Below are 12,756 nucleotides of genomic sequence, written 5' to 3' on the forward strand. Positions count from 1 at the left end.
TGGCCGCAATGGCCGCGTTCTTCAACTTCGTCTTGCTTGGCATACATGCTCCTGATTCTCATGCTATGCCTCGCACACAAAATTCCTGACAGGCTCAAAAAGCCGTCTGCACGGCGTCATAGCGCGCCTTCAAAGGGCGACGCGGGGCGTAAAATTGCGGTTTTTTGCGGCACTCATTGTCCCGCAAGCCCGGTTTTCCCGTCACCTCACCTCCCATCTCCCATGACCCAGTCGCTTTTTTCCCGCGTGGAAATGGCCCCGCGCGATCCCATCCTCGGCCTGAACGAACAATTTGCTGCTGACCCCAACCCCAACAAAGTCAACCTAGGCATAGGCGTTTACACCGACACCGACGGCAAGCTGCCGCTGCTGGCCTGCGTGAAAGCGGGCGAAGCGCAGCTCATGCAGGCGCCCAAGCCGCGCGGCTATCTGCCCATCGACGGCATCGCCGCCTACGACAAAGCGGTGCAGGGACTGGTGTTCGGCGCCGACCACGAGGCCGTGACCTCGGGCCGCATCGCCACGGTGCAAGGCCTGGGCGGCACCGGCGGGCTGAAAGTGGGCGCCGACTTCCTCAAGCGCCTCAACCCCAACGCGCAAGTGCTGATCTCCGACCCCAGTTGGGAAAACCACCGCGCGCTGTTTGAAGCCGCAGGCTTCAACGTGGGCACCTACCCCTACTACGACGCGGCCAAGCAGGGCGTGAACTTCGACGCCATGCTCGCCGCGCTCAACGCCGCCGCCGCGGGCACCATCGTCGTGCTGCACGCCTGCTGCCACAACCCCACCGGCTACGACATCAGCCCGGCGCAGTGGGAACAGGTGATTGCCGCCCTCAAGGCGCGCAACCTCGTGCCCTTCCTCGACATGGCCTATCAGGGCTTCGGCGAAGGCATTGCCGAGGACGGCGCGGTCATCCAGCAATTCCTTGCCGCCGGGCTCGACTTTTTCGTCGCCACCTCCTTCTCCAAGAGCTTCTCGCTCTACGGCGAGCGCGTCGGGGCGCTCAGCGTGGTTTGCGCCAGCAAAGAAGAAGCCGGCCGCGTGCTGTCGCAAATCAAGCGCGTCATCCGCAGCAACTACTCCAACCCGCCCACCCACGGCGCCCAGATCGTCGCCACCGTGCTGGGCTCGCCCGAACTGCGCGCCCAGTGGGAGCAAGAGCTTGCCGGCATGCGCGAGCGCATCCGCGCCATGCGCAGCACCCTGGTGGAAAAACTCGCCGCCGCCGGCGTGAAGGGCGACCTGTCCTACATCACGCGCCAGAAAGGCATGTTCAGCTACTCAGGCCTCTCCGCCGCCCAAATGGAGCGCCTGCGCACCGAATTCGGCGTGTACGGCGTCTCCACCGGCCGCATCTGCGTAGCCGCGATCAATCTGCACAACGTGGACTACGTCGCCAAGTCCATCGCGGCAGTGATGCAGTAAGGGAAACGAAAGTAGCGCGCACCTCTCAGCTCGCGACCCTGATCCAACAATCGGATGGACTTGAGCTCTGGCGTGCTGGAATTTCTGGCCCCGTTAGCACTGATCATAAGATCAGTTCTATGGCAAAACGCCAGCGTTCAAGCGCCGTTACACAACTCCCTTGCTGCCGTGTTAAGGCGACAGCGGCGATGTTAGGGAGACAAGAGCCTGTAACCCTATAACGAGTAAGGCTTCATCAACGACGTGAAAGGTTCATATGAGTCCCGGGTTTAGTGAGCGCACATTTGAGTTTTGCTACAACGCCGAGTACTGCCAGATCAATGCAGCTCTACTCGCCACCCACCCACACATCCCGTCCCAAAGAGCCGAGAGAGACCTTGGCTACGACGTAGAGTTCAGGATCAATAGCGGCCACTACACGAGGTCGCTCTTCCTGCAACACAAGGTTTCGTCGTTTGCGGAGGTCCGGGCGGGTCGGAACGTACAGTTCTACGCCGCTCATGGCCAACCCTACTTCCGCTTTCCTGTCGACAATGAGCAGCACAACGTGCTCTGCGAGTTGAGTAGGACCAGAGGCAATGCGTTCTACTGCGCGCCGAGGTTTCATTTGAGCCACGAACTCGAAACCAACTTCCGCGGTGCGTCGATCGCGCCAAACGCCATCCTCCTTGATCCTTTGGACATAGGAGACATCGCTGACAACGAGCGACACAACATCACGTATGACGCCTTTGGCCAAAATCCAACCCTGCATTCCGAGCCTCGTCGATTTCAACGCGCCTATGGCGGCGGCAAGGAGAACGCCCCTGAACTGAAGCAACAGCCCGTTACGGCTGCGTATGTCGAGGCTCTGAGTGAAGAACTGGTACGTCGAACCAGAGACTCAAAGTTCAGAGCGTCGGTCACGAAGGAGCTTGAACGCGGAAGCCCAACTGAAAGGGCGCAAGTGCTACTCGGCCGGGTCTATCAAGTCACGTGGCTGCTACTGCCGTGAAGCCTAACCATTCGGTCAAGCGGAATTGCCTCCGGCAAGCCCCGGCGCAACCGCAAAGGCCAGGAACTCAAGACCAACGTCACCGACCCCGACAGCGCCAAGATGGCCACTGGTAAAGGCGTGATCCAGGGCTATGCGGCGCAAGCCGCGGTGGACAGTGAGCACCAGATCATCGTGGCCGCCGAAGTGATCGGCTCAGGCTCGGAGCAGGCCATGCTGCTGCCCATGGTCAAAGCCAGCGAAGCGCTGAGAAGGCCGCAGACCCTGATCACCGCCGATGCGGGCTACCACAGCACCGAGAACCTGCAGGCGCTGGCCGAGCAGAACATCGACGCGCTGATCGCGGACAACCAGATGAGGCAACGCGACGAGCGCTTTGAAGCGCAGGGCAAACACAAGGCCAAGGGTGATCCGCTGTACGAGAAGAAGCCCACGGGGTCGCCACAGAAGATGCGGCTGTACCGGCCTGAGGACTTCAAGGTATCCGAGGATCAAAGCCATTGTCTCTGCCCAGCGGGCCGCAAGCTCTACAGCAACGGCAGCGGCTGCACGATCAACGGGCGAAGCTGCCACAAGTACACCGGCAGCAAAAGCGGCTGCGGGCCTTGCGAGCAAAGACACCGATGCCTGCGCCATCCGCAGCGCACGGCGGTGCGGCAGGTGGCGATCTTCAAGAAGAACCAGCGCAGTCCCAACGAGGTTCTCCAGGCGATGAAGCAGCGCATCGGCACGGTGGAGCCGGTGTTTGGCAACATCCGGCACAACAAGCGATTGAACCGGTTCACGCTGCGCGGCCAACACAAGGTGGGGGTGCAGTGGCGGCTGTATTGCCTGGTGCACAACATCGAGAAGCTGGCCGGGTGCGACCTGAAGACATAGTGGGTGGGATACGAGTCCTGTTCGGTGTCAGAATGAGCGCAGAGGCCTGATCAGACGGGTGGATCAACCGAGAACGAAATCAGGAGGGACCCATACCATGGCGATCCAGAAAACTGAACCCATGCGCCAGTCTGCGGCTGGACTTGGGGTTTTTGCACAGCCTCGTTATTCGGAGCAGGCTGCTGAAACTTTGCGGTACCTGGTCAGGTCCGGCCTCGTAGCACTTGTTTCGGTTTGCAGCGCACGCTGTTTGCTCTTTCCCGCCGAGAAGACGGGGTAGCAAAACCCCTGCTGCGCTAGCAGATCTACGCGAGTAAAATTTGTGCATCGCAACAAGAAAAGGTCGGAGTCCATCATGGTGTATGACCTGTATGAAACCCAGCGCTCACTGATGCGGCCGCTGGCTGATTTTGCCGAGGCTGCCGCCAAGTTTTACGCCAACCCGGTGTGGCCTGCGGTGCCGCACAACGTCACCCAGCGTGTCTCAGCCAGCTACGACCTGATGCACCGGTTGCTCAAGGACTACGAAAAACCCGAGTTCGGCATCAATAGCGTGCAGATCGAGGGCAAGACTGTCGCAGTGCAGCAACGGGTCGTGCTGGAAAAGCCTTTCTGTCGTCTGCTGCGGTTCAAGCGGTTTTCTGACGATGTCAGCCTGCTGGGCAAGCTCAAGGATGACCCGACCGTGCTCATCGTGGCGCCGCTGTCGGGCCATCATTCCACCTTGTTGCGCGACACGGTGAAAACCATGCTGCAGGATCACAAGGTGTTCATCACCGACTGGACCGACGCCCGCATGGTGCCCACCGAGCAGGGCCGTTTCAGCCTGGATGACTATGTCGCCTACATCCGCGAGTTCATTGCTGCCATCGGCCCGGATGTGCATGTGATGTCGGTCTGCCAGCCCACGGTGCCGGTGCTGGGCGCCATTTCGCTCATGGCCAGTGCGGGCGAAATCGCGCCGCGCAGCATGATCATGATGGGCGGCCCCATCGACGCGCGCAAGTCGCCCACGGCGGTGAACAACCTGGCGATGAACAAGAGCTACGAGTGGTTCGAGAACAATGTGATCTACCGCGTGCCCGCCAACTACCCCGGCGCGGGTCGGCGCGTCTATCCCGGCTTTTTGCAGCACAGCGGTTTCGTGGCGATGAACCCCGACCGCCACCTCACCTCGCACTACGACTACTTTCTCGACCTCATCCGCGGTGACAACGACGATGCCGAGTCGCATCGCCGTTTTTACGACGAGTACAACGCCGTGCTCGACATGGATGCCGATTACTACCTCGACACCATCAAGCTGGTGTTCCAGGACTTCGGATTGGTCAACGGCACCTGGACGGTGGAAGGCGAGGCGGTGCGCCCGCAAGACATCCACCGCACGGCGCTGCTCACCATCGAAGGCGAGCTCGACGACATTTCCGGCGCGGGGCAGACCGAGGCGGCGCACGACCTGTGCACTGGCATCGCTTCGGTCAGCCGTCAACATTACGTGGCCGAAGGCGCGGGGCATTACGGCATTTTTGCGGGACGGCGCTGGCGCGAAAAGGTCTATCCGGTGGTGCGCGACTTCATCGCCGCGCATCCTCAAGGGGCTGCGGGCGACCCGCCGCGCAAACCGGTGCGATCCCGCACCTCCGCCTGAACCTGTTGACTCATGCCCGTTGCGACCGCCGCCCTGGCCGCGCAAATCGACGCCCTGCTGCCGCAAACGCAGTGCACCCGCTGCGGCTACCCCGACTGCGCCGCCTACGCGCAAGCCATCGCCGAAGGCCAGGCCGACATCAACCGCTGCCCGCCCGGCGGCGCGCAGGGCATTGAAAAACTCGCTCGTCTGCTGCAGCGCCCGGCCACCGCGCTCGACCCATCCTGCGGAACGGAAGGCCCGCGCGAGCGCGCCGTGATCGACCCGGCCCAGTGCATCGGCTGCACCTTGTGCATTCAAGCCTGCCCGGTGGACGCGATCGCCGGTGTTTCCAAACGCATGCACACCGTCATCGACGACTGGTGCACCGGCTGCGCCCTGTGCCTGCCGCCCTGCCCGGTCGATTGCATACGCATGGAAGCGCTGACCGACCCCGCTCTGGCCACCCGCAGCGGCTGGAAGGCCTGGAGCCCGGCGCAGGCCGACGAAGCCCGCCAGCGCTATGCTCGCCACCTCGAACGTCACCCTCGCCCACTGGCGCAGGCTGAGCCACCCGCCACACCGGCTCCTGCGGCAGACCGCAAGACCGCCCTGCTGCAAGCGGCTCTTGAACGCGCCCGGCAGCGCCAGCGCAGTGCTCCTTGAATTCTGAAGTTCAGCCAAATCGCAAGAAAATGACCACAAAACCCAGTAAATCCCTGCAAACCTTTCCGAACCCCGCCCCTGAGCGCGACTACCACATCCACATGCAGGTACCTGAATTCACCTGCTTGTGCCCGCTCACCGGCCAGCCGGATTTTGCCCGATTCGACATCGACTTCATCCCTGACAAGAAGTGCGTCGAGCTCAAAAGCCTCAAGCTCTATATGTGGAGCTATCGTGACGAAGGCGCCTTTCACGAGAAGGTCACCAACGCCATCCTCGACGATCTGGTGAAGGCCATGTCGCCACGCTTCCTGCGCGTGACGGCGCGCTGGTATGTTCGCGGCGGCATTTACACCAATGTGGTGGTCGAGCACCGCAAGCGTGGGTGGAAGCCAACGCCGCGCGTCGATCTGACGCAGTTCGACGCTGCCGAACCCGCAGCGAATTAAGACGACTTAACGAAACTTGCTCAGGCCTTGAGCAGTTTTGACGGCTGAATGCGCAAAATGGCGTTCAGCCCCGTCACCAGCACCGAGCCATCGGCCAAAGCGAGCACGCCGTAGGGCAGATGCAATTCGGCGGGCAAGGCGCCCGTAGTCACCTTCTCGCCCGCGCCGGTTCCGGCCAGGGTGGAAACTTCGCCTTGCGGCGATATGCGGCGCACCCGGTTATTGCCGGTATCGGCCACGATCAAGCTGCCATCTGGAGCGAACGACAGGGTTTGTGGGTGCAAAAATAGCGCCTCCTCCACCTTGCCATCGGCAAAACCGCCCTTGCCGGGTTTGCCTGCAAAGGTCGTTACCGTGCCATCGGGCGTGATTTTGCGAATGACATTGTTGAAGTATTCGCTCACGTAAATCTGCCCTTGCGCGTCCAGCGTCAGCCCGACCGGGGTGTTGAAACGTGCCTGCGCTCCCCGCCCATCGCGCCAGCCGGTATCGCCGGGTGAACCGGCCAGGGTGCTGACCACCCCTTGCGCGCTGATGCGGCGCACCGTGCTGTTGTAGGCATCGGCCACATACACCACGCCTTTTGCGTTCACGCCCAGCCCGACGGGGTGATTGAATCGCGCCTGCTGGCCAGTGCCATCGGCAAAGCCTTCAACCTCCAGTTTGCCCGCCAGGGTGCTCACCCTGCCCTCCCGGCTGATGCGGCGCACGGTATTGCTGCCGGAATCGCTCACAAACAGCGTGCCATCGGTGGCCACCGCCACACATTCAGGCGAATAAAACCGCGCCTGCAGCGCCGGGCCGTTGCGGGCGTCGCGCTGCTCCACCTGCCCGGCGACGATGCTGACCTGGCCGTCAGTGCCCAGCTTGCGCACCACGCTGTTGACGTAGTCGGCCACAAAGATGTTGCCCTGCGCGTCCAGCGCCATGCCGCGCGGATCGTGAAACCGCGCCTGGGCGAAGTCGCCGCCGTTGTACATGCCAGGGCCGATGGCGCCTGCAAAGACCTCCAGCGTGCCTGCGGCCTGCGGCGCAGCAAAAGCGGTTTGGCTGATCAAAGGGGACAAGGCCGTGCCCAGCGCCAGGGCTCCGGCCGATTGAATGAAGTGTCGTCGCTGCATGAGAGTTCAGGGGAAGTGCCCGCGACGGTTGCGCGGTTCAGGCTCAAGCTTATGTCAGCAGATTTTTACTTGCAGGCGTGCCACTCAAGTGCCGCGCCGGTCGACCAGTGCGCGGGCGATGGTGCCGAGATCGACATACTCCAGCTCGGCCCCGGCGGGCACGCCGCGCGCCAGACGCGTAACGCGCAGGCCGCGCGGACGCAGGGTTTCGGCGATGACATGCGCCGTCGCCTCGCCTTCGTTGGTGAAGTTGGTCGCCAGAATCACCTCTTCCACCGCGCCGTCGAGCGCGCGGGTCATCAGCCGGTCGAGGCCGATTTCCTTCGGCCCCAGGCCATCGAGCGGACTGATGCGGCCCATGAGCACGAAATACAGGCCGTGGTAGGTCAGCGTCTGCTCTACCGCGGCGAGATCGGCGGGGCTTTCCACCACGCAAAGCTGGCGGGCATCGCGTCTGGGGTCGGCGCAAATGCTGCAGACCGCGTCTTCGGTGAGGGTGTTGCAGCGCGCGCAGCGTTGCACCGCGCCCAGCGCCGCGTCGAGCGCGCGGGCGATGTGCTGCGCGGCCTCGCGGTCGTGTTCGAGCAGGTGATAGGCCATACGCGACGCCGACTTCGGCCCGACGCCGGGCAAATGCCGCAGGGCGTCGATCAGCGCGTCGAGTGCGGGCACATGGCCGGGCGCGGCCTCATGCATGACGTGTCGAGGTCAAGTTCGGGGCCACTTCAGTTCAACTTCGCCCGTCGCTCAGAACGGCAGTTTCATGCCGGGCGGCAGGGGCATGCCTGCGGTGGCGGCGCTCATTTTTTCCTGCGATGTGGCCTCGGCCTTGCGCACCGCGTCGTTGAAGGCGGCGGCCACCAGGTCTTCGAGCATGTCGCGGTCTTCGGCCACTAGGCTGGGGTCGATGTTCACGCGCTTGACGCCGTATTTGCAGGTCATCGTCACCTTCACCAAGCCCGCCCCAGACTGGCCTTCGACCTCGATCTGCCCAAGCTCGTCCTGGACGCGCTTGAGGTTGTCTTGCATCTGCTGCGCCTGCTTCATCAGGCCGGAAAGTTGTCCTTTATTGAACATGGGGTGTCCTTCGATTGAGAAATGAAATCGCCGCGCGTGCAGCAACGCAGCATTGTCGGTCAGGCGGATGTCGGCTGCGCTGACGGGGGCATGGGTTTGAGGCTGCCGGGCACGATTTGCGCGCCCAGATCGTGCATGAGCTGCTGCACCAGCGGATCGTTGCGTATCGCGGCTTCGGCATCGGCCTGCGCCTGGGCCTTGGCGCGCGCGTCGCGCTGCATCACGCTGTCAGTCACTTCGCCGGCCTCGGCGCGCAGCACGATGTCTTGCCCCAAGGCCAGACGCACGGCGGTCTGCAGCTTGTCGAGCGACCCGGCGCGGGTGAGCTGTTCGTTGGGCACGCGCAGCAGCCACTCCATGCCTTGCATGGCCACCAGTTCGCTTTGCTGCGCCAGCGCGCGCGGCAGGCCCGCGGGCACGTCGAGCCGCTGCACCAGCGTGGGCCAGTCGGTATCAGACGCGATGTGAGGCGCGATCTGCAGGGGCTTGATGTCGGCGGGGCGGGGTGGCGTGGGCTGCGGCGGGGTTTGCGGTTCGGGCTTTGCCGCATAGCTTGTCGCCGGCGCTTCCTCCGCGGCGAGCACGGAAGCGGCGGGTGCCAAGGGGGCGCTCAAGGTCGCTGCGGTACGCGGCATGGCCTTGGCTGCGGTCTGCGCCGTAGGCTTGGCGGACGGCGGCTCGCGCTGTGCAGAGACCTGCGCCGCAGCCGACTGCGACGGCGGCGAAACCGGAGCCGCCGCCTTGGGCAGCGCCAGCCCGCCTGGCGGCAGGTTGGGCACGCTGCCCGACATGACTGGGGCGAAGGCCAGCAGGCGCAGCAGGGTCATGGTGAAGCCGGTGCGGTCGTCCGGGGCAAGCGACAGCTCGTTGCGGCCATGCAGCACCGTGGTGTAGGCCAGTTGCACCAGCTCCGGGCTGAGTTGCGCGGCCAGGGCGACCAGCGCTTCATGCTGCGGGTCGTCGGCATCGGCGGCCTGCGGCACGAGTTGCAGCAGGGCGATGGTTTGCAGCAGCGCGGCCAGCTCTTCCAGCGCCGCGCCGAAAGACAGACCGCGCGCTTCCAGCGCATCGGCCTGATGGATGAGCGCCACACCGTCTTGAGAGGCCAGCGCCTGCAAAATAAGCAGCAGATCGCTGCGATCGACCGTGCCCAGCATCTGCTGCACCGCCTCGGTCTCCACCCGCCCGGCGCAGTAAGCCAGCGCCTGGTCGGTGAGCGAGAGCGCATCGCGCATCGAACCGTGCGCGGCGCGGGCGATGAGCCGCAGCGCGGCGTCGTCTGCCGGCACGTTCTCGGCCTGCAGCACCTGCTGCAAATGGCCGACGATGGCGCCCGGCATCATCTGCTTGAGGTTGAACTGCAGGCAGCGCGACAGCACGGTCACCGGCACCTTCTGCGGGTCTGTGGTGGCGAGCACGAACTTCACATAGTCGGGCGGCTCTTCCAGCGTCTTCAGCATGGCGTTGAAGGCGTGGTTCGAGAGCATGTGCACCTCGTCGATCATGTACACCTTGAAGCGCCCCGCCGTGGGCTTGTAGACCGCCTGCTCCAGCAGCGTGGTCATGTCTTCGACGCCGCGATTGGAGGCGGCGTCGAGCTCGATGTAATCGACAAAACGCCCGGCGTCGATCTCGGTGCAGGCCGGGCACACGCCGCACGGCTGGCTGGTGACGCCGCCCTGCCCGTCCGGCCCGGTGCAATTGAGCGCCTTGGCCAGAATGCGCGACACCGTGGTCTTGCCCACCCCGCGCGTGCCGGTGAACAAATAGGCGTGATGCAGACGGTCGTGGTCGAGTGCATGGGTGAGCGCCCGCACCACATGGTCTTGTCCCACGAGGGAGGCGAATGATTTAGGGCGCCACTTGCGCGCCAGCGCGACGGAAGTCATGGGCCGGATTCTAGGAGCCTGCCGGGCTTGGGTCGCGTAGAGCGAAAAAAGGGTGTAGGGATGGCCTGTGGCGGCGGATTTGCCGCTCCATAGCCGAAGCTATGGAGCAAGAAGCCGCTGCCGCAGGACGCCGTACAGCCTTTTTGCAGCCCGCGATTCCCAAGTCCGACAGGCTCCTGGGAGCCTGCATCATCCCCTTGGCTGAATCCAAAACCGTCGTGGCGCCGTAGAGAGAACAAACCCCAATCCAAGCAGACCTGCCGCCCGCTGACACCTTGCTCCACGCCCCATGCGCCCTTCATTGCCGACCCTGACCCGACTCTGCCAGCGTCTCGCCCTGGCCTGCCTCGCCCCGCTCATGGTCGCCTGTTCGCCGGTCACCCTGATCAACCGGCTCACCCCGACCGACACCTACACCTTCAGTGGCGACATCGCCTACGGCCCCGCCCCGCGCGAAGCGCTGGACATCTACCGGCCCAACGCTGCCACGCTGCGCAAGCCCCCGCCCGGCGGTGCCCCGGTGGTCGTGTTTTTCTACGGCGGCAGCTGGACCAGCGGCAACCGCGCCATGTACCGTTTCGTCGGCGAGGCGCTGGCTGCGCGCGGCATCGTCACCGTCATTGCCGACTACCGCCTCTATCCCGAAGTGCGCTACCCCGACTTCCTGCGCGACAACGCCCGTGCCGTCGCCTGGACGGCGCAGCACATCGCCCAGTGGGGCGGCAACCCGCACCAGATCTACCTCATGGGCCACAGCGCCGGGGCCTACAACGCCGCCATGCTGGCGCTCGACCCGCGCTGGCTGCACGCCGTCGGGCTGCGCCGCGCCGATCTGGCCGGGTGGATCGGGCTGGCCGGGCCCTACAACTTTCTGCCCATCACCGACCGAGAAGTCCAGCCCGTCTTTCACTTCCCCGACTACCCCGCCAGCTGCATGCCCATCGACTACGTTCACGACGCCCGCGTGCCGCGCACCTTCCTCGGCGCAGCGCGCGTCGACAGCCTGGTCAACCCGCAGCGCAACACCGTGCAACTCGCCCAAGCCCTGAAGGCCGACGGCGCCCAGGTCACGCTCGACCTCTACCCAGGCGTCAACCACGAAACCCTCATCGGCTCCTTCGCCACCCCGCTGCGCTGGATGTCGCCCGTGCTCGACGACGTGGTGGATTTCGTGCACCACGCGCCCCAGCCGAGCACGGCAGCTCTTGCTGCCACTCAAGCCACGCCCTGATCGACGGCCTTGCGCCGTGCTGGCGGAGCACCCCAAGTTGTCTTCCGTCCGCACCCGCGGGCGGTTGGGAGATCGCTCATGCCCACCCTCACCCGAGCCCTCGCGACCCGCAGCCCAAGCTCGCGGCCGCGCTCAGCCTGGCCGCCCCGCTATTCAGTGAGCTTGCCGATGATCTTCACCGCAATACCCCCGCCCGGCACCACCGCACCGGCCAATTCGCAACCCGCGTCGAGCAGCATCTCGCGGGTCATCACCTTGCTCATCTAAGCGCATGCCAGATCGCCAAGCTCACCCCCGCCAGCCCTGCCCCTCGCGCCGGGCGCGGCCTAGGGCTTCGAGGGTGTCGAGGATGCGGGGCAGGCTTTTTTTCCAGGGGCCGCGGCCTTTGAAGCGCGAGGTGAGCGCTTCGAGGTCGAGCGGCTGCGCGCTGGCGGCGAGCAGGTCGGCCACGGCGCGCATCTGTTCGGGCAGGGTGGACGGCCAGGGCTGGGCGGGTGGCTCGGGGATGCGGGTGGGGTTGGCCGTGCCGATGGGGTGCGCGCCCACGACGCCCATGCCGAGCGTGGCTTGGGTGGGCCGGACGGGGTTGGTCTGCGGGTGCTGGAACGCCGGGCGCAGCCAGCGCACGGTGCCTGCGGCTTCTTCGGCAGCGCGGGCGTGGTTGAGGGCGAGCAGGCGGGTGAGCAGGGTGAGGGTGGCAGATTGGGGGGCGCCCGCGTCGCCGACCTCCCCTGCCCGGCCCTCCCCACAAGTGGAGAGGGGGCGAGGCGGCGCGGCGAGGTCGCTCCAGCCGTAGGCGGCCAGCACGGCGGCGTCGAGTTCGGCGTGCAGTTCGGCGAGCACGGCGACCAGGCCGAGTTGATGCACCGTGCGCTCTTTGGGAGTGAGGGCGCGGCCTGCGCGCAGGGCGTCGAGCACGTTGTAGAGCGCGGTCAGGGTGAGCGGGCCGGGGTGGGCGGCGAGCACTTGTTTGCGGTGGGCGTCGATGGCTTCGGCGCGTTCGGCGATGCGCTGGCGCAGCGCGGGGGTGAGGCCGGTGTCGGCGTCGGGGAAGGGGAAGGTTTCGAAGCAGCGGGTTTTGTTGTAGCGTGGCCGATCTTCCAAAGTGCCCCCCATCGCCAGCGCCCAGACGATGTGCACGCGGCTGGACAGCACGCCGAGGTGGAAGGCATCGTCGCTGGCGATCGCGACCAGCATGTTGTCGGGCAGGATGGACGCGTCGAGGAACTGGAAGGTGCGGTGCTTGGCGGTTTCGACGGTGGCGATATAGCGCTGCAGGCCGGCGAGTTGTTTGCGCGAGCCTGTCAGGAATTTTGTGTGCGAGGCATAGCATGAGAATCAGGAGCATGTATGCCAAGCAAGACGAAGTTGAAGAACGCGGCCATTGCGGCCAGG

At 64.8% G+C, this 12,756-nt stretch carries 12 protein-coding genes; 7 read left to right on the forward strand and 5 right to left on the reverse strand.

From position 1 onward, the window contains the following. The first annotated feature begins 222 nt into the window (after positions 1-222). The 6 genes from ABT24_RS14080 to queF all read left to right on the forward strand — a co-directional run bounded on the left by ABT24_RS14080 (position 223) and on the right by queF (position 6,043). Entirely contained in the window at positions 223-1,428 is a 1,206-nt protein-coding gene (locus tag ABT24_RS14080; RefSeq protein ID WP_276733076.1) for an amino acid aminotransferase, read from the forward strand. A gap of 256 nt (positions 1,429-1,684) precedes the next feature. Then, positions 1,685-2,422 carry a hypothetical protein gene (locus tag ABT24_RS14085; RefSeq protein WP_013106228.1) on the forward strand — a complete coding sequence of 246 codons (738 nt, stop codon included), beginning with the start codon at positions 1,685-1,687 and terminating at the stop codon, positions 2,420-2,422. A 24-nt stretch (positions 2,423-2,446) separates the two neighbouring features. After that, positions 2,447-3,301, forward strand: a complete 855-nt coding sequence (locus tag ABT24_RS14090; RefSeq protein WP_331437134.1) for a transposase — start codon at positions 2,447-2,449, stop codon at positions 3,299-3,301. Positions 3,302-3,656: 355 nt separating this feature from the next. Further along, a complete protein-coding gene (locus ABT24_RS14095; RefSeq protein WP_276733084.1) occupies positions 3,657-4,949 on the forward strand; it encodes a polyhydroxyalkanoate depolymerase in 1,293 nt (430 codons plus the stop codon). Positions 4,950-4,961: 12 nt separating this feature from the next. Then, positions 4,962-5,594, forward strand: coding sequence for an RnfABCDGE type electron transport complex subunit B (locus ABT24_RS14100; RefSeq protein WP_276733088.1), 633 nt, complete (start codon positions 4,962-4,964; stop codon positions 5,592-5,594). A gap of 29 nt (positions 5,595-5,623) precedes the next feature. After that, on the forward strand, positions 5,624-6,043 hold the full coding sequence (gene queF, locus ABT24_RS14105) for a preQ(1) synthase (RefSeq protein ID WP_013123453.1): 420 nt from the start codon (positions 5,624-5,626) through the stop codon (positions 6,041-6,043). Positions 6,044-6,063: 20 nt separating this feature from the next. On the opposite strand, the gene ABT24_RS14110 is transcribed toward queF, so the two are convergent. The 4 genes from ABT24_RS14110 to dnaX all read right to left on the reverse strand — a co-directional run bounded on the left by ABT24_RS14110 (position 6,064) and on the right by dnaX (position 10,130). Beyond that, positions 6,064-7,164, reverse strand: coding sequence for an NHL repeat-containing protein (locus tag ABT24_RS14110; RefSeq protein WP_276733090.1), 1,101 nt, complete (start codon positions 7,162-7,164; stop codon positions 6,064-6,066). Positions 7,165-7,248: 84 nt separating this feature from the next. Then, positions 7,249-7,860, reverse strand: a complete 612-nt coding sequence (gene recR, locus ABT24_RS14115; protein ID WP_013106233.1) for a recombination mediator RecR — start codon at positions 7,858-7,860, stop codon at positions 7,249-7,251. A 51-nt stretch (positions 7,861-7,911) separates the two neighbouring features. After that, on the reverse strand, positions 7,912-8,241 hold the full coding sequence (locus tag ABT24_RS14120; RefSeq protein WP_156052979.1) for a YbaB/EbfC family nucleoid-associated protein: 330 nt from the start codon (positions 8,239-8,241) through the stop codon (positions 7,912-7,914). 59 nt (positions 8,242-8,300) lie between these two features. After that, a complete protein-coding gene (dnaX, locus tag ABT24_RS14125; RefSeq protein ID WP_276733096.1) occupies positions 8,301-10,130 on the reverse strand; it encodes a DNA polymerase III subunit gamma/tau in 1,830 nt (609 codons plus the stop codon). A gap of 289 nt (positions 10,131-10,419) precedes the next feature. Between dnaX and ABT24_RS14130 the strand changes: the two genes are divergently transcribed. Further along, a complete protein-coding gene (locus ABT24_RS14130; RefSeq protein ID WP_276733098.1) occupies positions 10,420-11,361 on the forward strand; it encodes an alpha/beta hydrolase in 942 nt (313 codons plus the stop codon). A 288-nt stretch (positions 11,362-11,649) separates the two neighbouring features. On the opposite strand, the gene ABT24_RS14135 is transcribed toward ABT24_RS14130, so the two are convergent. Further along, complete coding sequence (locus tag ABT24_RS14135) at positions 11,650-12,669, reverse strand: type IIL restriction-modification enzyme MmeI (protein ID WP_338123588.1); 1,020 nt, start codon at positions 12,667-12,669, stop codon at positions 11,650-11,652. Between the last annotated feature and the right edge of the window lie 87 nt (positions 12,670-12,756).

Source organism: Thiomonas sp. SCN 64-16 (assembly GCF_001725585.1).
Classification (GTDB): domain Bacteria; phylum Pseudomonadota; class Gammaproteobacteria; order Burkholderiales; family Burkholderiaceae_C; genus Thiomonas; species Thiomonas arsenitoxydans.